This window comes from Chitinophaga pendula (assembly GCF_020386615.1).
In the GTDB taxonomy this organism is placed as follows: Bacteria; Bacteroidota; Bacteroidia; order Chitinophagales; family Chitinophagaceae; genus Chitinophaga; species Chitinophaga pendula.
The window spans coordinates 3961908-3984347 of record NZ_CP077769.1 but is presented as its reverse complement, the minus strand read 5'-3'; the positions used below and the strand labels follow the sequence as shown (position 1 = coordinate 3984347).

The window sequence follows — 22440 nt, the reverse complement described above, 5'->3', positions numbered from 1 at the left end:
GTGTTTAAAAAACTGTCATTACATGGATGAAGAAAAAGTGTATCTGAAACCTAATGTTGTTTTCGAACCATTAGTTGACCGGTGGTATGCCTGGAGCCATCTGATCTCTCCAGCTACTGCTGCTATGAATATTGTAGGCAGGCATATGACGATCATGGAATCGTATATCTCTGCCCCCGGTCTTCATGCGGAAGCCGTATTAAATCCAAAAATGCGGGGAGGACCCTTTATGGACCTGGAAGGCGACAGGACAACATCTGTAAAAGACCTGCTGGATAATACGCATGAAAAACATGCACATATCATCGGTTTTGCGCAAGCGATCCGGGAGTTGGACAAACTACTATTGGCAGAAGGGAAAGGGTTTGGATTGGAAGAACTGTATAAAAAAGTTCCCCCCTTACTTAAAGGATATGTAGAGTTATATTATGATCGCAATAACAATCCTGGTTTTAGGTTTTTCGAATCCCTGTTATATAAAAGTAAATATTATGATACCACGATGCAAAGTATAGCATTGTGGATAACGGATAACGACCACCGCCCATTTTGCCTCAGTACACCTCGTTTAAATGAAGAAAAGGTGTTGCAGCTGGCTATTCGGTTCGATCATCCCGGTATAGACGAGCTGGCAAAAATGAAAAGAGTACCGCAGACAAAGGCATACATCAAAGAGCAACTAGATATTACTTCTCATCAGGAAGCCCTTTTTGATACCTTTTTTACTACCGTTGCTCCACCCGCCTATAATAGATATACAGGAGATAAGATCAGAATGCGATATTTTGGCCATGCTTGTATCCTGGTAGAAACCAAAGATGTCAGTATACTGATTGATCCGCTGATTAGTTATTATGGATATCATTCTGATTTGGATCATTTTTCGGATGTAGATCTGCCTGATAGGATCGACTATGTATTGATCACACACAATCACCAGGACCATATCTTGTTTGAGACATTACTACCATTACGGCATAAAATAAAAAACATCATTGTACCGCGCACCTGTAGTGGTAAACTGGAGGATCCAGACCTGAAGCTGATGTTTAATCATATAGGATTTAAAAATGTGACTGCCATTGATGAAATGGAGACGATGAGTTTTGGGGATATTACGCTCACCGGTTTACCATTTATGGGTGAACACAGTGATTTGAATATATTAACAAAAGCTTGTTTTCATGTGCAGATAGGGCAATTTAAGCTCATGTTCCTGGCAGATTCCAGGATATCAGAACCCGCTTTGTACCAGCACATTTATGAACAGACCGGAGATGTGGATGTCATGTTCTTGGGTATGGAATGTGACGGTGCTCCGTTGACATGGCTTTATGGCCCGCTGATGACAAAAAAGCTGACACGTGAACAGGATAGTAGTCGCAGATTGGCCGGTTCAGATTGTGAAAGAGGGTTGTCGTTGGTAAATATCTTTAACCCCAAAGAAGTGTATGTATACGCTATGGGGCAGGAGCCTTGGGTTGAATTTATCAGCAGCGTCAAATATACAGCGGCTTCCAATCCAATTATTCAGTCGGATCGACTGGTGAAAAATTGCGAAGCCGAGGGGCGTGTCGCCGAACGTCTGTATGGGGAGAAAGAACTTTTATACGAAAAACAGGAAATGATCATAGATAAATATTAAGATATGGCAAGTAACCAGGAGCAGATCATTAACAGTATACGGGAGTGGGCTGTCAGAAATAAGGATATCGATTTTATACTCATTACCGGCTCTAATGGTAATGATGGGAGACTGCCGGATGCCTATTCCGATATCGACGTTATTGTGTTTTGTAAACGTTCCCCGTACTACAGGACCAATAGTGAATGGTTGTCAGAAATAGCGGAACCGGTGTCTTACTTTCACTGGCCGGCGACAAGGAACCTGTCCAAGATATATTTCGCCAATGGCGTATGCCTGGATATAGGATTTATCAGCACGCACCATCTTGCCTGGGGAAAACGTTATGCATTTATTAGGAAGTATAAACCGCTTTACCGGTTAATACCTCGTATTGTACGGGGAAAAGTGGAGGCGTTATTTAACGAATTTTCCTATCAGATACATCGGGGATATTATCCGCTGATAGACAAAGGCGATCACGAATCAAAAATGAAATATGCCCGCGAAGTATTCGCTTATAAGAAGGCTAAATCCTTTGAGATCGAGCGATTACATCAATCTGTGAACCAGTTCTGGCAGTATGCCTTACAAATGGCGGTCAAATTGCAGCGAAAAGAGTTCTTTACGGCCAAGTTTGAGTGTGATCATATCATGAAAAAGGAGTTGCTGTATATCATCGAAATGTATACGAAAAGTATACAAGGAGAAGCATTTGAGACCTGGCATAAAGGCAGGTATATAGAACAATGGGCGGCCCCTTTTATCACAGCGCAATTGCCGGGTGTTTATGGCCGTTATGAAGAAGAAGACGCCTGGAAAAGCCTGATGGCCATGATTGAACTATTTAGCGAGCTTAGCCACTCGTTGATAACGCAATATCCGGAAGCAGGATGCCAGAACCCCGAAAGATATTTCCGGGAATGGATAGCTGATGTCAGGAAAAATGCCGTTTAGCTATTAGTGTCCGATAACATGGCATACCCTATGAAAGAATGATCATGGGTAAAAGAAATAAGTGAATCGTGTCTGCTGTCGTTAATATAGAGTTCGGGATATTGGGCCGTATTTTTTGAGAAATAGAATGTGGCATCCCGGGGAATGGAACCCTGCTGCAACATATGGTCGGACAGGAATTTCCTGACCATAGCAGATTGTGTGAAGTGATCTGTGCCTGCGATATTTTTAACGCCCCAGCTTACATTGTCGAATGCGTGATCATCTTTACAGGCCACGCTGAATACATATTCACTAGTGAAAATGGACCGTGTGGCCAGTAAAGAGAACGGGGTCCGGACCCTCGCATGCAGTACTGGCAGGGTATCAAAACCATTTCCTTGTAGCAGGGGCAGCATATCGCTTGGCAACAAAAGCGAAGGATGCGGAGCAATAAAGCCGTCCACTGAAAACTTCAATGGAGAAAACTGCAATGTCGGATGCAATCGCTTACAATATTTGTAAGCAGCTTCTTTTAACGACCACAGGAACCATAGGAAAGTATGTTTGTCGTCTATGGAAGCGATCAGGGAAATCTCTTCAGCAGTTAGCACCTTTTGTACGAAGCGAACTTCCTTGTAACGGTCAATACTTCGCTCGTCAGATAAGTAAACAATATCGTTCCCTATTGACATGCCATCTATTGCTGATAGTTGTTGAATACGATACAGGAATTAACATCACCAAACCCAAAGCTAGCTTTCATCACCGTATTGACTGCAGAAGGTTTTTCTTTGTCCGGTATACGGGAAGGGTCTATAAGGGAAGCTATTTCAGGATGCAGGTCTTCACAGTTAATACTGGGATGAACGAACTGATGATGTAATTGCAGAATGGCTGCGATTGATTCGATGGAGCCGGCTCCCCCCAGACAGTGACCGATCATAGACTTCAATGAGTTGATATAAGGAAAATCCTTGCCGCTCCTGTTTAATACCTCTGCCCAGTTGCGTACTTCCAGTTTATCTGCGAAGGTGGAGGTCAGGTGTCCGCAGATCAGGTCTACTGAAGACGGCGTGATGTGGCTGTTGGAAAGTGCATCCGCGATACAACGCTGTACTCCTGCTATATTGGAAGCGGTCATCGTGCCGCCATTCCGCTGTCCTCCGCAGGTAACGGCCCCGCCGCTGATTTCTGCATAGATCTTGGCACCTCTCTGGAGGGCTGTATCCAGGTCTTCAATGATCAGCGCGCCGCCACCACCGGCAGGAATAAACCCTCCCGCGGTAGCACTCATTGGACGTGAGGCGGCCTCAGGGCGATGATTGAATTTACGGTTCAGCACTCCCATTGCATCAAATGTTCCCCATATGTGAGGACTGGAAGCTTCACAGCTCCCAACCACCATCCGTTTGGCATAACCAAACCGGATCCGCTCATATCCTAGTAGAATAGCTTCTGTTCCTGTTGAGCAGGCAGAACAGTTAGAAGATACCTGGTTACCCAATCCCAGCAGGCCACCTACGTATGCGCTGACACCGCTGAACATTGTCTGTTCTGTAAACCGGGAGCCGAGTTTCCTGTATTCCAACGCGTCGATCCGGCCCAGCATCTCCCGTACTACTCCCAGATCACTGGAGGCGGTACCAAAAATGCAACCGGTATCCCAGTCTGGTTGTTCGTTGCCAACAACCAGTCCGGCATCCAGCCACGCCTCTATCGCCGCTACACAACCATATTTAATAGACGTACTTTTTAAGGCCCGGGTAGTGTTCTCCGTAAAATACTGCGATAGTATACTGTCATCAAATGCTGGTATACCGGCTACCTGACATCCCTGATGCCATTCCTCGAGCTGGGGAATCTGCCGGATACCAGATTTGCCATTGCGGATGGCCTGCGTGAACGCAGGCAACCCGCAACCGTTCGGAGCAATGACGCCCATTCCGGTTATTACAACTCTTTTCATTGAAGTTTTTCTGCTGTTTTTTCTATGATCAGGTCGATACACGAACCTACGGTAGTTATTTTTTCGAAAGACGCGTCATCTATCAGAATATCAAATGCGTTCTCTACATCCAGTACGACATCTATTACGTGTGCTGAATTAATATGAAGATCATTGGTCAGGTGGGTTTGTTCATCAAAATCTTCCAGCACTTCTTTATCTGTAACATAAGGGCGTAAAAGAGTTTTGAACTCATTCAGGAGCTCATTGCGTTCCATGGAAAAATATGTTTTAATATTTAGAAAATACAATACAGGAATTAACGTCCCCGAAACCAAAACTGGCTTTCATAACGGTATTGACCGCGTGGTCCAGTTTTTTTACAGGTATAAGGGAAGGATCGATCAATGCCGTTATTTCGGGATGAGGATCTTCGCAGTTAATGCTCGGGTGTATAAATTGATGATGTAATTGTAATATCGCCGCGATGGATTCCACAGATCCTGCTCCTCCCATACAGTGGCCGGTCATTGACTTCAGCGAGTTGATATATGGAAATGACGAGCCTTTTCTGCCTAATGCTTCTACCCAACTGCCTATCTCCACTTTATCTGCAAAGGTGGATGTCAGGTGTCCGCAGATAAGGTCTACTGAATTCGGGTCTATCTGGCTGGCGGTAATAGCATCAGATATGCAGCGTTGTACCCCCTGCATATTGGGAGCCGTCATGGTACCGCCGTTCCTTTGACCGCCGGATGTAATGGCACCACCTTTGATCTCTGCATAGATACGGGCGCCGCGTTGCAAGGCTGTTTCCAGCTCTTCAAGGATCAGTGCCCCCCCGCCGGCAGCTGGAATGAATCCTGATGCTGTTGCGCTCATCGGACGGGATGCCGCTTCTGGCTTATCGTTGGATTTACGACCCAGCACGCCCATTGCATCAGCAGCAGCCCACATATAAGGGCTGGCAGACTCGCTGCTTCCGGCTACCATCCTTTTGGCATAGCCATGTTTTATGCGATTGTAAGACATGACAATAGCTTCCAGACCTGTTGAGCACGCGGACGAATTGGAAGACACCATATTACCGACGCCCAGCAAACCAGCGATGTAAGCGCTGGTACCGCTAAACATGATCTGCTCAATAAAACGGGTACCCATCTTACGGTATTCATGTGCTTCTATACGTTGTATCAGCTCGCGGATAACGTTCAAATCACTGGCCATGGTACCAAAGATGCATCCGGTGTCCCAATCCATCGTTTCCTTACTGATTGTTAAACCAGCGTCTGCCCAGGCTTCGACCGCGGCAGCACAGCCATATTTAATAGAGCTGCTGTTGAGGTGTCTTAAAGCATTCTCGGTGAAAAAAGGTGTAAGTACAGTATCATCAAACTCGGGCATTCCTGCTACCTGACAACCTTGTTTCCATTCTTGCAACTGAGGGATGAGCCGCACACCGGAAGTGCCAGCGGCTATACCTTCTGCGAATGCATTCAGCCCGCATCCATTGGGTGCAACCACTCCCATCCCTGTTATTACAACCCGTGTTGTTGGCAGGTCCTCTATTATGGGCATAATAGTTTATTATTTAATTGAATTCTTAAATGATTTACGTGGACAGATCAGTATAAGTTAACTTTTGCTATCTATGCATCGTATTTATCAGGGACATATTGGGCTTTATTTGCATCTAATTTGTGACATTAACAGGTTGAAATTACTTGTAACATGACCTCTAAAGTTCGCTCAAAAGGTTTTCTCGATACAGGATTAGACTAAATGCTGGCATCATTACATAAGTACCGGGTATTATACCTTACCATCTGCATATGTTTTTGATCGTCGTCTACCGCAAGAATATATTATTTGCTTTCCGCTTTCGGACTACTTCAGCTGGCTTACTTAATTTGAACGGCGTTCTTATAATCCTATCCTATCGACACTCGTCTTAACAGGGACATTACTATTAATTTTTTGTTCTATATATAGCGGTGAAAATAATAATTTATATGATATCATAGGCCTTAATCTTGATAGTATATGCTTTATTCGGGAATCAGATAACTGATTAAACTAAAGTACCAGGCCGCCAGGAGGCATAAGGACTTCGGGCTGTAAGATCGTGTATTGTGGACATTTTGCAAAGAATTTTCTCCTCGTAATCCGTGTTTGAAGCTATTTTAGGAGAGTTGCCATCCCAAAAAAAAGGATCTTTACTACTTATCCTGTAGCAGACTTTTATTACCCGTCTTGCGACAGCGGGACCGAAATAGGGAATAGCATTAATGAAAAGTAACATGGCTTTTGTTGGGATAAAAGGATTACTGTAAGGTACCACTCGCCCAAGTGTGCATGATCTGCTGCAACCTAATTGTGCCCATTATTTATTACGCTATGGTGGTCCTGAATTGCTTGCGGTAAGCAGATGGACTCATATTGGTGACGGTGTTGGTTTTCCGATGGTCTTTAAGTCGGTTGAGTGGATAATGGGTGTCTTTTTTGATGCCGGGACAAATGGTCGCAATTGACCCCTTAGATTGTCTTATCTAACCTCTGCGAAGTGAAAAAATGCGGCCATCTTTGTGCTATCAGTGGAGCAGTTACCACTACAAAAACGGGCGGAACCGAAAAGCCAGATGAGTAGGATTTTAAACTTCATGTTATGTCAAATAATAGTGTTTCATTGCACAGAGTGCTTAAAACGTCACCGGAGAAAGTATACCGTGCCTTTACAGAAGCGTTGGCGATTGCTGCGTGGTTGCCACCGTATGGTTTTCTTTGTACGGTTCATGAAATGGAGGTAAAGGTGGGAGGCACCTTTAAGATGTCATTCACCAACTTTACCACGGGTAATGGTCATTCATTCGGCGGTAAATATGTAGCGCTCAAGCCTAATGAGTTTTTGAAGTATACAGATATTTTCGATGATCCTAATTTGCCAGGTGAGATGATCACTACGGTATCGTTGCGTAAGACGATTGCTGGTACTGAAATTAAGGTGACCCAGGAAGGTATTCCTGCGGCTATCCCTGTAGAGATGTGTTATTTGGGTTGGCAGGATTCTTTGGATAAATTAACGAGACTGGTAGAGCCTGAGATCCCGGATGCCTGATCCAGGTAGGGTAGTCTACCTACGAACGCCCCCGATAGCAAGCTGATCTTTGCTTTCGGGGGCTTTTTGTTGAAGCAGACAAGTTGTTATTATCGCCGGCTATCAGGAGAGTCATTCTATTTGAGCTTGCCCTGGTCGTCATATGTTCCCCATCTTTTCTGTGTGTCCTCCTTATTGAACTCTTCATATAATCCTATGGAGTGGTTAGGCGCAGTGTTATTGTTTAATTTGTTATAATCGAGTGGTGTAGCTGTTCCTTAGGGGCACTGTTATTATCCTGGTTCTCTTTATAATTCATATGGCACTAATCCCGGTTGGATCAGGAGCGTAACAGGATGCTGTTGTGCTTTATAGGAGGGAAATGCAGCCTGAGCTATATATGTAATCTGCGCATTATCGTCTACAACATTCCTCGTTTTGCTGTTGCCAGCGCCTCTTTTTTTACAGGCTTATACTCTTATTATTAGCCTGCACGGCTTTTGATAGCATTTACAGAAGAATGTATGCTATTGCGGCAGCTATTTACCTGAATTAAAAAGAGCGATATGAACACACTCAGTAATGCTAAAAGTGTCATGGACCGGCGATCTGCGATCACGGGGATCTGCGCCAGTATGGCCATGGTGGCGATCGGGCCGATTGCGGTCGGGCAGAATGGCCGTCCTGCTGCGGCAGGGGATTATGCGGGGCCGGAAGATCCTGCTGCTAAATATCCTGCGCCACCTTTTGAGGAGCAGTCGCAGCCTTGGCCGGGGTTGGCGGGTAAGATGCATCCTCAACCGGATCACGGGGAAAAGTCGTATAAGGGCAGTGGGCGTTTGAAAGGCAGGAAGGCGTTGATCACGGGAGGAGACTCCGGTATGGGGAGGGCGGCTGCGATTGCATATGCGCGCGAGGGAGCAGATGTGGCCATCAACTATTATCCTACGGAGGAGCCGGATGCGCGTGAGGTGATTGCGCTTATCAAAGCAGAAGGCCGGAAGGCGGTGGCAATACCCGGAGATTTGCGGAATGAGCAGTTCTGTCAGCAATTGGTGGCGCAGGCGGTGGAAGAGCTGGGAGGGTTGGATATTCTTGTCAGCAATGCGGCACGGCAGCAGACGAAGGCTTCCCTGTTGGATATCACTACCGAGGAGTTTGATGCGACGATGAAGACAAATATCTATGCGCCTTTTTGGATTATAAAAGCGGCGTTGCCGCATTTGCGGCCAGGTGCTGTTATAATAGGTACGGCATCTGAGCAGGCATATGATCCTTCTCCTGATCTGTATGATTATGCGCAGACCAAAGCTGCGACGATGAACTATGTGAAGTCGCTTGCCAAGCAGCTGGCTCCTAAGGGTATACGTGTAAATGGGGTGGCGCCGGGTCCGATCTGGACACCTTTGCAGGTGAGTGGGGGTGCTACCCAGCAGAAATTGAAAGGATTCGGCGGGAATACGCCATTGGGCCGGCCTGGGCAGCCGGTGGAGCTGGCTTCTATATATGTACAGCTGGCAGCTAGTGATGCCAGTTATACGACCGGTCATATTTATGGTGCTGCAGGTGGTGGTGGCCAACCATAACCTTTTGTATGCATGATATACTTCACGGGATCAGGTTACTGCTTTTGTACTCAAGGGAAGGCGGTAATCTGATCCTTTTTTTCTTTATGGGCTTATGTTTCCGGCGATAGGTTTGCTTTTTGACAGATAAATAATAAGGTACAGATTAAAAAAAAGTTAAAAAAGTAAAACCAGCGAACTATATTTGTCTATAAGTTTGATAGACTATATGAACTAATAAAAAGCAACCTATACAAAACTATCATGAGAAAAGTTATACCTCTATTGTTCTTTACGATGCTATTAGTAAACATCGCCTATGCACAGAAAGTGATCACGGGTGTTGTGAGAGGGGAGAAGGGGGCACCGTTACCGGGTGCTACTATTAGCCTTAAGGGTTCCACGAATCATGCTGTTGCTGATGACAGGGGCCAGTTTAGTTTACGTACTTATGCGCCGTTCCCGATTTCGCTGGCGGTTACTTCTATTGGTTTTACGACTCAGGAGGTGGAGGTGACGGAGCAGAACCAGCATGTGTTGGAGGTTACGTTGGTGATCGATAACCGTCAGTTGAACGAGGTATCTGTTACGGCGCGTCGCCGTAATGAGAAGATACAGCATGTGCCTATTGCCATTTCGGTTGTGCGGGGTAGTGTTATTGAGGATGCCGGTGCTTTTAACGTGAACCGGGTGAAGGAGTTGATACCTTCGGTGCAGTTGTATTCGTCGAATCCGCGGAATACGACGTTGAATATCCGTGGGTTGGGATCTACTTTTGGTCTTACTAATGACGGTATTGATCCTGGTGTGGGGTTTTACCTGGACGGGGTTTATTATGCCCGTCCGGCGGCTACGACATTTGACTTTGTGGATGTGGAGCAGGTGGAGGTATTGCGGGGGCCGCAGGGGACATTGTTTGGCAAGAATACGACGGCTGGGGCGTTGAACATTACTACGCGGAAGCCTTCATTTACGCCAGGCGCCAGTGCGGAGGTGAGTTATGGTAATTACGGGTATTTGCAGGCGAAGGCATCTGTTACCGGTAAGCTTGCTAATAAGCTGGCCGGTAAGGTAGCGTTTTCCGGGACGCAGCGTGACGGTACTTTGTATAATGTTGTTTCGCAGCGGCATGTGAATGATCTGAATAACATTGGCGGCCGTGTGCAGTTGTTGTATACGGCATCGGACAAGGTTAGTTTGACGTTGATAGGGGATGCTTCCAGGCAGCGTCCGGAGGGGTATGCGCAGGTGATAGCCGGGGTGGTAAAGACGCAACGTCCGGCCTACCGGCAATTTGACAATATCATTGCGGACCTTAAGTATGAGTTACCCAGTCGTAATCCATTTGACCGTTTGATCGATCATAATACGACCTGGCGTTCTGATAATGATCAGGGAGGGGTATCGTTGAATGTGGATGCGAAGATAGGCGGAGGTACTTTGACGGCTACATCAGCCTGGCGTTATTGGAACTGGGATCCATCTAATGACCGTGACTTTACGGGGTTGCCGGTATTGACTTTATCGCAGGCGACGTCCAAGCATCAGCAATGGTCGCAGGAGGTGCGGTATGCCGGTAATTTCTCTTCTCGGTTGAGTGGGGTGATCGGTGTATTTGTGATCGGGCAGGATCTTAAGACGGCGCCCGTGCATATTGAGGAATCGGGATCAGCGCAATGGCGTTTTTCGCAGAGTACGACCAGTGAGTTGTGGAAGACGCCCGGGTTGTTGGATGGGTTTGGTATCCGGACTTCATCGAGATTGAAGACGTTCAGCGGGGCGGTATTCGGGCAGCTGGACTGGGCTATCACGGATAAGTTGCATGTATTGCCTGGTTTACGATACAATTACGATTACAAGAAGATTGATTTTGACCGTAAGACATACGGGGGATTGCAGACTACGGACCCGGCGTTACTGGCGTTAAAGAGCATCGTATATACGGATCAGGCGTTCAATACCAATACGGATAATACGAACCTTTCCGGGCAGCTGACGGTTTCTTTCAGGCCCAGTGGCGCTATCAATACTTATGCTACTTATTCAACGAACTATAAGCCGGTGGGGCTCAACCTGGGAGGTCTTCCTACTGCCAACGGGAAGCCAATGCTGGAGTTGGCGGTGATCAAGCCGGAATATGTGCAGCATTTTGAGGTAGGTATTAAAACATCACCTTCTGCTTCTTCTACTTTGAACCTGGCTGTGTATAACACTGATATCAAGGATTTCCAGACGCAGGTACAGACTGCTGAACTAGGTGTGAACCGTGGGTACCTGGCCAATGCGGAGAAGGTGCGGGTGCGTGGTGCTGAGTTGGACGGTAATATCCGGTTTGGGAACCAGCTGTCGTTGTTTGGTGCGGTATCTTATACGGACGGTAAATATAAATCCTTTAAGAATGCGCCGGTGCCTTTGGAGGAAACGGGTGGAGCCAGTGCCTTCAAGGATATATCCGGTAGCAGACTGCCTGGTATATCCAAGTGGACGGCCTCGCTGGGAGGCGAGGTATCTACGGGAGGCCGGTTACTCGGACAAGGCGGTCGTTTCTTCCTGGCGCTGGATGGTTTTTACCGCTCTGAGTTTTCTTCCAGTCCGTCACCTTCTCCTTATCTGAATGTGGACGGTTATGTGTTGGTGAATGGAAGGGTCGGTTTCCGGGCGGCGAAAGGAGTGTCATTATTTGTATGGGGGCGTAACCTGTTTAACAAAAACTATTTTGAGCAGTTGTTGGTTGCTGCCGGGAATGCAGGGCAATATGCGGCGGTGTTGGGTGATCCCAGGACCTATGGTATAACGCTTCGTTATAATTTTAACCCAGGTAACTGATAGCTGTTTTTGATCGTTATTCCGAAGCTCCTGCTCGTGATGGGCAGGAGCTTGTTTTTTTGGGTTCCTGCGACATTACCAGCACTGAGACGGGGCATTTTTTCCCTTTTCATGTATTGTATTTTATAAAATTATTATGTGATTATCTTTTTGATAATCAATTTGTTGCAATTTTGTTGCATATAGGTTGTATAAGCTTTGTATAAGTATTGTATATGCAACTATATGCCTCGCTTATACAATGACTATACGAATGCTATAGGAATGGTACAGGAGAGCTATAGGAACGGAACACATTTTGATCAGGAAATAGTTGTCCAAGATAAGTTCAAGGAACAAGTAAATTATCGAATATATTATAAAAAAAAACATCATGAGTAATAACAATAACATTTCACTCACGTATCAGTTAGGTGGTGAGTTGTCTATTAACAGGTTAGGATACGGCGGCATGCAATTAACGGGTCCGGGGGTATGGGGTGATGCGCCAGATCGGGAGCAGGCTATTGCGTTGTTGCAATCGGCTGTAAAAAGCGGGGTTAATTTCTTTGATACGGCGGATGCGTATGGGCCATATACGAACGAGGTATTGTTTGAGGAGGCTTTGCACGGTGCTTATGATGAGATCGTAATCGCAACGAAGGGAGGTTTTCAGCGTAGTGGGCCTGGCAAATGGGAGGCGAACGGGGATCCGGTGTATATTGCTGCTACTATTGAGGATAGTCTGAAGCGGTTGAAAACGGATCAACTGACGTTATGGCAACTGCACCGGGTGGATCCCAGGTTCCCGGTGGAGGAGACGTTGGCGCCGGTGGTGGATGCGGTAAAAAGTGGGAAGATCAAGTATGTAGGGTTATCGGAGGTGGATATCAAGACGATCGAGCGTGCCCGTAAGGTATTGCCGATTGTGTCTGTGCAGAACAAGTATAATTTGTCTGAGCGGTCGTGGGAGGGTGTGCTGGATTATACCATAGAAAATGATATTGCTTTTATACCCTGGTATCCGCTGGCATCGGGGCCGCAGAAGATGCAGGAGGGGATACAGGCGATCGCTGACAAGTACCAGGCTACCACTGCGCAGATTGCGTTAGCCTGGTTATTGAAGCGTGCTGATAATATCCTGTTAATACCGGGTACGAAATCGCTGTCGCATTTGCAGGAGAATATGGAGTCGGTGCGTATTCAGCTGACGGAGGAGGAGTTTGCGTTGTTGTCGGGTGCGTTCTAAGTAGCTGTAAAATAGGAATAGGAACAGGCAGGGGGGATGCTCCTGCCTTTTTTTTTGGAATATCTTATTAACTTAAAGGTTAAATCTGTTATGCTGACTACTATTCATCCCAAACTTCCCATGCGGAATAAGGAAATAACCAGGGACTACTATGTGAACAGCTTAGGTTTCCGGGATATGGGGACGACTGATTATGAGGGGTACCTGATGCTGGGCACAGATGATATTGACACGCTTTATCAATCGTTGCTGGAGAAGGGGGTTGCTATTCATCCTGCGGGCGCGTTGGCTCGAAAGCCCTGGGGACAGCAGGAGTTTGCCTTGCTGGACCCTGACAACAATTTACTGACCTTCGGGCAGTCTGTATGACAGGTGTCGCGGGGGCCAGGGATCGTAAGACCCCGGGCAAAATGTCAATAATTATTTGTATATTTCAATAGAAAGCGCGGCTTGAAGAAGTGCAGATTGTTGTGAAAGGCTCGTATCCCATACTATTACTTAACCAGACCCCATACCATGTCATTCCTAGGTAAACATTTCCAACCGACCTTCCATCATTACAGGGCTATATCGGATCATCCCGGTACTACGGGTGTATCGCGGCCAGCTTATGCGCCGGTGCAACGTGTAGCAGGAGGGGCATCTGCGTTGTTGGAAGAAGAACAGCCGGTGCAGCGAATGGCTGAAGAAGAGGAACCGGTGCAACGTGTAGCAGGAGGGGCATCTGCGTTGTTGGAAGAAGAACAGCCGGTGCAGCGAATGGCTGAAGAAGAGGAACCGGTGCAACGTGTAGCAGGAGGGGCATCTGCGTTGTTGGAAGAAGAACAGCCGGTGCAGCGAATGGCTGAAGAAGAGGAACCGGTGCAACGTGTAGCAGGAGGGGCATCTGCGTTGCTGGAAGAAGAACAGCCGGTGCAGCGAAAAGCGAATGATACGGGATTACCGGATCAGCTGAAGACGGGGATAGCGCATTTGTCGGGATTTTCGATGGATGATGTGAAGGTGCATTATAATTCTGACAAGCCGGGGCAGATGCAGGCGTTGGCGTATGCCCAGGGGACGGATATACATGTGGCAAGTGGGCAAGAACGGCATTTGCCGCATGAGGCCTGGCATGTGGTGCAGCAGAAGCAGGGGCGAGTACAGGCGACCCGGCAGTTAAAGGGAAAAGTCAACATTAATGATGACAGGGGTCTGGAAAGCGAGGCGGATGCTATGGGGGCGAAACTGGTGACCGGCGGGTAGCGGCAGATCCCGATATATTGCGGTTTGAAGCAGGACTGCTGCGTATATATAGCTTGACAAGAGAGATTCCGACAATAAATGCAGGAATGACACCTATTGCGCTAGTTAATTAAGCGAAGCGTATACATGCAGGCTTTAATGAATGGATTACAACTGTAAGTAACAATTGGATAAATAGCCAGCATATGGATTATCCAGGCAATCTGAACAATCAGTAACGAGAAGCTAAGCATCCTTCTCTACAGCATCGTTATGATCAACCGGAAAGCTCAAATTGCAGCTGGCAGGGCTGGCTGCGATGCACGGACCAGCACTTAATGCTGAGAACAAAGCTAACGTCAAATAGAACACAATCGTTCCAATGAAATGCACTATGCTGCACAACAGAATGTAGGGACTTTAGGTGTATGGAAGATCGGACAGAAGCATGTGGATGATATAAAAAGTGATTTTAGGGGGGACTTGCAGCCTTGTTATAAACTGATGACGGAAGAGTTGCAAGTAAGAAATGATAAGCACAGATATAAATAGTTAGTAAATGAAATAATGTGGTGATACGTTAATGCCAATTATATCGTTCACATTTTTTTAAGAAATTTTTCAGAGGAGGTATAAGAATATTTTTTACATTTGGTCAGTTGTCGTATGAGTAGTGACTACCTATGTCCGTTAGAGTTAATAGCCTAGATAAGCCAGTACTATTTAAACTCACAGACGTTGCCGGCATTCTGTAGCATATGCTATCATTTTATTTGAAAGATGGTGTATGAGATCCATGTTGTGAATTTAAATTAGTTGTTTGATGCCCAGGAGTTGTAAGCCCACTTTAACCCAGCGATTGATATGGTTAGATCATGTAATATCTGCCTATCCGTCGAAATACAATATTGGTGGTTATGTCACCCTGACAGGCCATCCGGATCACCGGTTATTAAGCGAAGCATTTAAGGTAGTTGTAGACTCACAGGAAGTGTATGGGTCCCTGTTTTCAGTGGTTGACAATGAGCTGACCTGTACGATAGGGGATGTAGTGACGGGATTTGAGCTGGCGCTGATCGACCTGAGTGGTGCTGAGGATCCGGTGCAGACGGCTATGCGATGGATGGAGGATGATTTTCTGCGTCCATTTGTGATTGAGGGGAATTACCTGTTCCGGATGAAATTGCTGAAGGTGGCAGCTGATCGGTATTACTACTATGCGGTGGTGCATCATCTTATTGGCGACGGTTGGTCTTTTATGTTGTTGTTGAACCAGGCGGCGGCGGCTTACCAGGCGAAATTGTCCGGCGAAATATATACGTATGAGCGCTATGCTTATAGTGAGTATTGTATTGATGATGAGCAGTATCTAAACAGTAACAAGTACCAGGAGGATAAAAATTTCTGGTTATCCCAATATGCGACTTTACCGGCTGATCTGTTCCCACGGCGTGTTGTGGAGAAGCGGACTACTTCTCATTGTGGTAGTTATTCCCTGCATATTGATGGGGATGTAAAGCGACAGCTGGAGCAGGTGGCGGCCACTTATAAGGCGTCGGTATTCCAGATATTGATCAGCTTATTGCTGGTGTACCTGGGGCGTACGCAGCAGCAGGATATTGTGCCTATTGCCATGCCGGTATTGAACCGGCCCAAGAAGCGTTATAAGGCTACGGCAGGTGTGTTTATGAACCTGGTATGTATGCCTTTTGTTTTTGATCCGCTTGCTACGCTGGCGGATATCATTCGTTATACCGGTAAGACGATGTACCAGGTATTACGGCATCAGCAATACCAGTATGGTAATCTTGTAGGCGATCTGCATTTGCACCAGTTGGACAAGCGTTTGTATCACGTGCGGGTGTCATATGAGGATTTTCCTTATGTCTCTCAGTTGGGTGATCTGTTGGCGGATGTGACGGCATTGTCGAATACGATGGAGATAGATCCATTGTCGGTGTATATACGGGATTATCATGGGCGGGGAATGGATCTCCGTTTCATTTATCATTATGATTATTTGCAGGAGGAGATGATCGCTGCTTTGTCTGCCGGTCTTACTACCTTGATCCATGCGGTGATTGGGACGCCGGAGATGGCAGCGGGTCGCGCGCCATTGCTGCCTGAGCGTGAACAATCGGCTCTGCTTGGGTATTCAGCTGGTGTAAGGCGTAGTTGGCCGCAATCATCTTTTGCGGCTATGTGGGGGGAAGCTGTTACACGTTATCCGGATAGGGTGGCCATTACTACCGCTGTTGCCAGTTTTACCTATGTTGCTATACATGAGCAGGCTATACGCATGGCGGCTTTGCTACGACGTTCCGGTATCAGGGAGCAGTCGGTTGTAGCGTTGGTATTGCCCAGGGATGAAGGGATGGTCAGTGCGATGATCGGATGTATGCTTGCGGGTATGACTTATATGCCTGTTGATCCGGATGAGCCGGATGACAGGATCATGGCTTTGCTGGAGGAGATGTCGTGTGATGCTTTGTGTACCAGTGAGCTATTGAACAAGTCGATTACACATGCGGTGTGTATCCTGACGGAGGGTATCGCGTCAGTGGAAGTGTCATCGGAGGTATCAGCAGCGGTAATGGCGGATCATGGAGCGGTTTCGCCGGCGGCGGTCTGTTATATCCTGTGTACATCGGGTACTACGGGACGTCCTAAGGGGGTTGCTATTACGCATGCGGCGATGAGTAATTACGTTTCACATTTCCATACTTATTTCGGGTTGACGGCGGCCGATGTGGTATTGCAGCAGGCATCCGTGAGTTTTGATACGTCGGTAGAGGAGATTTTTCCTGTGCTGGCTGTTGGAGGGCGATTACATATTGTGAAGGAGCGGCGGGATTTGTCGGCGATGAGTGATATGATCGCTGCGGAGGGGGTGACGGTTGTGAGCGCTACGCCTTTGGTGTTGCAATATCTGCCGGCGGCGGACACTTTACGGGTAGTGATCAGTGGTGGGGATGTGTTGAGGAAGGAACATATACAACATTATCGGGATGCGGGTATCCCGGTATATAATACGTACGGGCCTACGGAGACGACGGTGTGTGCTACCTATCATGAAGTGAAGGGGGCAGATGCGCTGATCCCGGTAGGGCAGCCTATTTCCAACTGCAGTATTTATGTGTTGGATGCGCAGCTTGAGTTGTTACCTGTTGGGACGGAAGGGGAAATATATATAGGCGGTGCTGGTTTGGCGGTAGCCTATCTGAATGATCCGTTGTTGTATGCGCAACGATTTATTGATCATCCGTTTGTGGCCGGTGAAAAGCTGTACCGTACGGGCGATAGTGGTAAGTGGGTGACGGGAGGGGAGCTGGTATTTACGGGACGGCGGGATGAGCAGGTCAAGATAAGAGGTATCCGTGTGGAGCCGGGAGAAACGGAGGGAATGTTGAAGGCATTGCCAGGGGTACGGGATGCGGTAGTGACTGGTAATGGGAAGACGGGTTGGGAAGCGGCATTGGTTGCTTTTGTGGTCATAGCTAATACGGAGACGGATATAGCCGATATACAGGCGGCGCTTCGGGGCTGTTTGCCCGATCACCTGTTGCCACAGCAGGTACTGGTTGTGGATGAGCTACCGTTGACGATGCGGGGCAAAGTTGACAAGCGGCAGCTGTATGCCTTGCTGGCGGTGGATGCCGCTGTGGTGTCACAGCGGGAACTGGTGCCTCCTGTATCCCGTTATGAAGTGTTGCTGGTGGAGATATGGCAGCAGGTATTGGAAAGAGAAGATATAGGTATTACAGATAATTTTTTTGAATTGGGAGGGCATTCGTTGAATGCCAATATGGTGATCAACAAGATCTACCAGGCGTGTATGGTGCATATAAAACTTACCGCCATTTTTACCTATCCGACTATCAGAGCGTTAGGGGCTTTGATTGCCCTGGAGGAGGATAAGACATACGACTATATAGAGCTCTGTTAACCATAGCCATGAATTTTTATTGTTAACCGATATGGAAGCCGCCGGCATGAATGTATTTAAGCTATTTCAGAACAGGTCGAAGTTATTTTACGTTGCTATTTTTTTGTTGAGCCTTATCAGCAGCGTCACCAATGTCGGCATCCTGATATTGATCAATACCACGTTGAAACACCTGTCGCAGCAGGGCGGGATTGACATGACGGCCGTATTTAGTTTTATAGGGCTTATCCTGCTGTCTTTTATTGCATCGAGTTATTTCCAGCAGTATATGGTGACATTGACGAATGAGATCATGTGTGATATTGAGTTGTCGATTATCGGGAAGGTCCGGCATGCGTCGTACGGTTCTTTTGAGCAACTGGGATCGGAGAAGATCTATGCGGCTATTAGTGATGCGCGGATATTGAGTCGTATTCCTGGTGTCTTCATTACGCTGATCAATGCGACGGTGACGATCATTTGCGGGTTGGCTTACCTGTTTTATACATCATTTGTGAGCGGGGCGGTGTTGTTGTCTATCATGGCGATTCTTTTAACCATATATGTATACCGGGATCGTCAGATCGAAAAGGATCTGAATGTGGTGAGGGATTTGCAGGATGTATATTATGATCATTTGCGGGAGTTACTGCATGGATTTAAGCAGATCAAGATATCGGCCAAGCGGAGTAATAACCTGTTTGATAAACATATTTATGTGAACCGGCATGAGAGTAAAACACTCAATACCAAGGCTGCCAAGCGCTATGCTGTGAATGAGCTGTCGGGTATTTACAGCTGGTATGTTGTGTTGGGGATCATTCTTTTTTTATTGCCCGTGTTGATGAAGATAGATGTGATAAAAGTGACGGCGTTTATCACGACGGTATTATTTATGATGGCGCCGTTATCGCAGGTGATCCTGTTTCTGCCGGCATATACTTCTTTCCGGATTGCTATCAGGAGGATCAACCGCATCGATCAGCAGTTGGAGGCTGATGCCTTGTCCGATACGGGATGGCAGCAGGTGCGGGCATTTGAGACGATCCGCTTTGAGGATATTGTATACCGATATGGGGATGGGGCGGCATCTTTTACGCTGGAGATACCATCGCTGACGCTTTCGAAAGGGGAGATCGTTTTCATCACCGGTGGTAATGGCAGTGGCAAAACGACTTTTATCAATCTGCTGACGGGACTATACCGGCCTGACAGCGGGCGTGTATATATCGATGATGAGCTGGTGGATTGGCCTTCATTTTCTGTTTTTGGTAATAATATGTCGGTTGTGTATACGAACCATCATCTTTTCAAATCCAACTATGATGAGCATGATCTGGGGGATGACAACCGGCAGTTACATCGTTATACGGAGCAATTCAATCTTACGGGCATATTAAAAGTCGATCCTGTACGTAAGCAGGTGGATGTCAATTTGTCCAAGGGGCAGCAGAAGCGCCTTGCTTTGGTGTTGAGCTTGTTAGAAGATAAGCCGTTGATCATCCTGGATGAGTGGGCGGCGGAGCAGGATCCGCAGAACAGGAGTACGTTTTACCATACATGGCTCCAGCAGATACGGGATAGTGGTAAAACGATCCTGGCGGTGACACATGACGACGATTTTTTCGACCTGGCAGACAGGACGATCAAGTTTAATGCGGGGAGGATTGTGCATGATCATTATAATAAAATTGTAAATCAGTCATGAAGCGGATCAATATGCTATGCCTGCCTTTTTCGGGTGGCAATAAGTATTCTTACCGTCCTTTCCAGGACGTGTTACCCCCTGTGTTGCAGTTGGTACCTGTTGAGTATCCTGGGCGGGGTACGCGGATCAAGGAGCCCTTGTTGCGGGATCTTACTGCGTTATCACTGGATGTGTTTGAGCAGGTGAAGGCGGTGACGGCGGAGGGGGATTATGTGATATATGGTCATAGTATGGGTGCGACGGTGGGATTTGAGTTGATGCATCATATTACGAATGCGGGTTTACGGCCACCCTTGCATTTTTTTGCGACGGGCAGGTCGGGGCCGGCTACTCAGAAGCGGGTGGCGGGGCGCTGGCATGAGTTGTCGCCTGCGGGATTTGTGGCTAAGCTGAAGGAGTTGGATGGTTGTCCGGAGGCATTTTTTGCGGATGCGGAGTTGATGGCGTTCCTGGAGCCTATTATCCGGGCTGATTTTGAGGCGGTGGAGACATACCGGTATGAGCGACGGGCGCCGTTGCGAGTCGGTATGACGGTGGTGATGGGAACGGAGGAGCAGATCCCGGAGGAGAGTGTACAGCTCTGGCAGCAGGAATGTGCATTTAAGGTTGATTTCAGGATGATGAAGGGGCGGCATTTTTTCATTTTCGATACGCCCCGGGAATTGCTGCAACTGATTGTTGAAAAAACTAACATTTCTTATAAACTAAATTATCTATGATGGAAAGCAAAGTTTATCTCAAGCCTAATGTGGTATTTGAAGCGTTGGTAGATAAATGGTATGCCTGGAGCCATTTGATCTCTCCTGCTACTGCAGCTATGAATATTGTGGGCCGGCATCTGAAGATCATTGATTCTTACATTCAGGCACCTGAGCTACATGCTGAAGCGGTACGTAACCCATTGTTATTGGGCGGACCTTTCATGGATATACCCGGTGGCCGGATCGAGGATGTGAAATTGCTCCGGGAGGAGACGGTTGCCAAGCGTGCGAAGATGATCGCCTTTTACGAAGCGGTGAAGCAGCTGGATGAGCTGTTGGAGGTGCATGCGAAAGGATTTGGATTGGAGGAGTTGTATGCGAAGGTGCCGGAGTTGTTGCAGGGGTATGTAGAGTTGCATTATGACCGTAACGGCAATGCGGGATTCCGTTTCTTTGAGTCTTTGCTTTATTCCAGTGAATTCTATGATAAGAGTGCGCAGTCCCTGGCGTTATGGATCACGGATAATGACCACCGGCCTTTCTGTTTGAGTACGCCCCGGTTGAGTGACATGAACATTCTGCAACTGGATATTCCTTTTGATCATGCTGGTATTGACGCGCTGGCGAAGATGAAGCGTAACCCGCAGACATTGTCTTACATCAAGGAGCTGCTGAATATTACGCCGGCGCAGGCGCCTTTGTTTGAGACGTTCTTTACAGAGACGCCGCATCCTACTTACGATAAATATACCGGTGACAAGATCCGCATGCGTTATTTCGGGCATGCGTGTATCCTGATAGAGACCAAGGATGTGAGCATACTGGTAGATCCTTTGATCAGTTACTATGGTTATCATTCAGATATTGAGCATTTTTCTGATGCCGACCTGCCGGATGTGATCGATTATGTGATCATTACTCATAATCACCAGGACCACATCTTGTTTGAGACGTTATTGCCGTTGCGTCATAAGATCAAAAATATTGTGGTACCACGTGCCAAGGGAGGGAAGCTGGAAGATCCGGATCTGAAGATGATGTTCAACCATGTGGGTTTTCAGCAAGTGATAGAGCTGGACGAGATGGAGACGGTGACATTTACGGATGCGGCGATCACGGGTGTTCCTTTTACGGGGGAGCATAGCGATATGAATATCCTATGTAAGTTATGTTATTTGATCAAGATCGGTGAGTTTAGTTTGATGTTCATGGCGGATTCGCGGATACTGGAGCCGAAGCTTTATGAGCATATTTATAAGCGGATCGGTGAGGTTGATGTGATCTTCCTGGGTATGGAATGTCACGGTGCGCCGTTGACATGGCTGTATGGGCCTTTACTTACCAAAAAGATCACACGGGATCAGGATAATACCAGGCGGCTGTCGGGATCTGATTGCAGCCGGGGGATGTCGCTGGTCAATATTTTCCATCCTAAAGAGATCTATGTATATGCGATGGGGCAGGAGCCATGGATCGAGTTTATCACCAGTACCAAGTACACTTCGGAGTCTGACCCAATTGTACAATCTGATCAGCTGGTGAATGAATGTACGGCCAGAGGTATTATTGCGGAACGCCTTTATGGTGAGAAAGAATTGCTGTATGAGCGGGAGATCGTTTTTTAATTGAGCCGATCTACGATAGCTTGTTTTTAATCCAAA

16 protein-coding genes are annotated in these 22440 nt (G+C 47.1%); 12 read left to right on the top strand and 4 right to left on the bottom strand.

Annotated elements, in window-relative coordinates; all coding sequences use genetic code 11:
- The first annotated feature begins 22 nt into the window (after positions 1 to 22).
- Both KTO58_RS13955 and KTO58_RS13950 read left to right on the top strand, forming a co-directional pair.
- Complete coding sequence (locus KTO58_RS13955) at positions 23 to 1645, top strand: MBL fold metallo-hydrolase (RefSeq protein WP_095838785.1); 1623 nt, start codon at positions 23 to 25, stop codon at positions 1643 to 1645.
- Positions 1646 to 1648: 3 nt separating this feature from the next.
- Positions 1649 to 2581 carry an aminoglycoside 6-adenylyltransferase gene (locus KTO58_RS13950; protein ID WP_095838786.1) on the top strand — a complete coding sequence of 311 codons (933 nt, stop codon included), beginning with the start codon at positions 1649 to 1651 and terminating at the stop codon, positions 2579 to 2581.
- Here the strand turns inward: KTO58_RS13950 and KTO58_RS13945 are convergent.
- Genes KTO58_RS13945 through KTO58_RS13930 form a run of 4 tightly spaced genes read right to left on the bottom strand, consistent with a single transcriptional unit; the run spans position 2578 to position 6086 of the window.
- Positions 2578 to 3255 carry a 4'-phosphopantetheinyl transferase superfamily protein gene (locus KTO58_RS13945; protein WP_095838787.1) on the bottom strand — a complete coding sequence of 226 codons (678 nt, stop codon included), beginning with the start codon at positions 3253 to 3255 and terminating at the stop codon, positions 2578 to 2580. The two genes, KTO58_RS13950 and KTO58_RS13945, sit on opposite strands and share 4 nt — an antisense overlap.
- 5 nt (positions 3256 to 3260) lie before the next feature.
- Positions 3261 to 4529, bottom strand: a complete 1269-nt coding sequence (locus tag KTO58_RS13940) for a beta-ketoacyl-[acyl-carrier-protein] synthase family protein (protein ID WP_095838788.1) — start codon at positions 4527 to 4529, stop codon at positions 3261 to 3263.
- Positions 4526 to 4786 (bottom strand): acyl carrier protein, encoded by a 261-nt coding sequence (locus KTO58_RS13935; protein ID WP_225859744.1) that lies wholly within the window; start codon positions 4784 to 4786, stop codon positions 4526 to 4528. The genes KTO58_RS13940 and KTO58_RS13935 overlap by 4 nt, the downstream gene beginning before the upstream one ends.
- Before the next feature lie 13 nt (positions 4787 to 4799).
- Positions 4800 to 6086 carry a beta-ketoacyl-[acyl-carrier-protein] synthase family protein gene (locus tag KTO58_RS13930; RefSeq protein WP_095838790.1) on the bottom strand — a complete coding sequence of 429 codons (1287 nt, stop codon included), beginning with the start codon at positions 6084 to 6086 and terminating at the stop codon, positions 4800 to 4802.
- Between the two features lie 1087 nt (positions 6087 to 7173).
- On the opposite strand from KTO58_RS13930, the gene KTO58_RS13925 reads away from it, so the two are divergent.
- The 10 genes from KTO58_RS13925 (at position 7174) to KTO58_RS13880 (ending at position 22404) form a co-directional block, all read left to right on the top strand.
- On the top strand, positions 7174 to 7623 hold the full coding sequence (locus KTO58_RS13925; protein ID WP_095838791.1) for an SRPBCC family protein: 450 nt from the start codon (positions 7174 to 7176) through the stop codon (positions 7621 to 7623).
- A 545-nt stretch (positions 7624 to 8168) separates the two neighbouring features.
- The gene (locus KTO58_RS13920) at positions 8169 to 9188 is read left to right on the top strand and encodes an SDR family oxidoreductase (RefSeq protein ID WP_225859743.1); all 1020 of its coding nucleotides are present in this window, start codon (positions 8169 to 8171) and stop codon (positions 9186 to 9188) included.
- 243 nt (positions 9189 to 9431) lie between these two features.
- Positions 9432 to 11993, top strand: coding sequence for a TonB-dependent receptor (locus tag KTO58_RS13915; protein WP_095838792.1), 2562 nt, complete (start codon positions 9432 to 9434; stop codon positions 11991 to 11993).
- Between the two features lie 373 nt (positions 11994 to 12366).
- The gene (locus KTO58_RS13910) at positions 12367 to 13221 is read left to right on the top strand and encodes an aldo/keto reductase (protein ID WP_198315251.1); all 855 of its coding nucleotides are present in this window, start codon (positions 12367 to 12369) and stop codon (positions 13219 to 13221) included.
- Between the two features lie 90 nt (positions 13222 to 13311).
- Positions 13312 to 13590, top strand: coding sequence for a VOC family protein (locus KTO58_RS13905; protein WP_095838793.1), 279 nt, complete (start codon positions 13312 to 13314; stop codon positions 13588 to 13590).
- Positions 13591 to 13737: 147 nt separating this feature from the next.
- Entirely contained in the window at positions 13738 to 14466 is a 729-nt protein-coding gene (locus tag KTO58_RS13900; RefSeq protein WP_225859742.1) for an eCIS core domain-containing protein, read from the top strand.
- A gap of 838 nt (positions 14467 to 15304) precedes the next feature.
- Positions 15305 to 18391 (top strand): non-ribosomal peptide synthetase, encoded by a 3087-nt coding sequence (locus KTO58_RS13895; RefSeq protein WP_198315252.1) that lies wholly within the window; start codon positions 15305 to 15307, stop codon positions 18389 to 18391.
- Between the two features lie 46 nt (positions 18392 to 18437).
- Entirely contained in the window at positions 18438 to 20078 is a 1641-nt protein-coding gene (locus KTO58_RS13890) for an ATP-binding cassette domain-containing protein (protein WP_157752966.1), read from the top strand.
- Positions 20075 to 20797, top strand: a complete 723-nt coding sequence (locus tag KTO58_RS13885) for a thioesterase II family protein (protein ID WP_095838795.1) — start codon at positions 20075 to 20077, stop codon at positions 20795 to 20797. Before KTO58_RS13890 ends, KTO58_RS13885 begins: the two co-directional genes overlap by 4 nt.
- Positions 20794 to 22404, top strand: coding sequence for an MBL fold metallo-hydrolase (locus KTO58_RS13880; protein ID WP_095838796.1), 1611 nt, complete (start codon positions 20794 to 20796; stop codon positions 22402 to 22404). Before KTO58_RS13885 ends, KTO58_RS13880 begins: the two co-directional genes overlap by 4 nt.
- The last annotated feature ends 36 nt before the right edge of the window (positions 22405 to 22440 follow it).

Bases quoted from the DNA above. Each gene is read 5' to 3' on its own strand.
- KTO58_RS13890 (WP_157752966.1), top strand. From the start codon at position 18,438: ATGAATGTATTTAAGCTATTTCAGAACAGGTCGAAGTTATTTTACGTT.
- KTO58_RS13880 (WP_095838796.1), top strand. From the start codon at position 20,794: ATGATGGAAAGCAAAGTTTATCTCAAGCCTAATGTGGTATTTGAAGCG.
- KTO58_RS13885 (WP_095838795.1), top strand. From the start codon at position 20,075: ATGAAGCGGATCAATATGCTATGCCTGCCTTTTTCGGGTGGCAATAAG.
- KTO58_RS13950 (WP_095838786.1), top strand. From the start codon at position 1,649: ATGGCAAGTAACCAGGAGCAGATCATTAACAGTATACGGGAGTGGGCT.
- KTO58_RS13905 (WP_095838793.1), top strand. From the start codon at position 13,312: ATGCTGACTACTATTCATCCCAAACTTCCCATGCGGAATAAGGAAATA.
- KTO58_RS13955 (WP_095838785.1), top strand. From the start codon at position 23: ATGGATGAAGAAAAAGTGTATCTGAAACCTAATGTTGTTTTCGAACCA.
- KTO58_RS13940 (WP_095838788.1), bottom strand. From the start codon at position 4,529: ATGAAAAGAGTTGTAATAACCGGAATGGGCGTCATTGCTCCGAACGGT.
- KTO58_RS13920 (WP_225859743.1), top strand. From the start codon at position 8,169: ATGAACACACTCAGTAATGCTAAAAGTGTCATGGACCGGCGATCTGCG.
- KTO58_RS13945 (WP_095838787.1), bottom strand. From the start codon at position 3,255: ATGTCAATAGGGAACGATATTGTTTACTTATCTGACGAGCGAAGTATT.
- KTO58_RS13910 (WP_198315251.1), top strand. From the start codon at position 12,367: ATGAGTAATAACAATAACATTTCACTCACGTATCAGTTAGGTGGTGAG.
- KTO58_RS13935 (WP_225859744.1), bottom strand. From the start codon at position 4,786: ATGGAACGCAATGAGCTCCTGAATGAGTTCAAAACTCTTTTACGCCCT.
- KTO58_RS13930 (WP_095838790.1), bottom strand. From the start codon at position 6,086: ATGCCCATAATAGAGGACCTGCCAACAACACGGGTTGTAATAACAGGG.
- KTO58_RS13925 (WP_095838791.1), top strand. From the start codon at position 7,174: ATGTCAAATAATAGTGTTTCATTGCACAGAGTGCTTAAAACGTCACCG.
- KTO58_RS13900 (WP_225859742.1), top strand. From the start codon at position 13,738: ATGTCATTCCTAGGTAAACATTTCCAACCGACCTTCCATCATTACAGG.
- KTO58_RS13915 (WP_095838792.1), top strand. From the start codon at position 9,432: ATGAGAAAAGTTATACCTCTATTGTTCTTTACGATGCTATTAGTAAAC.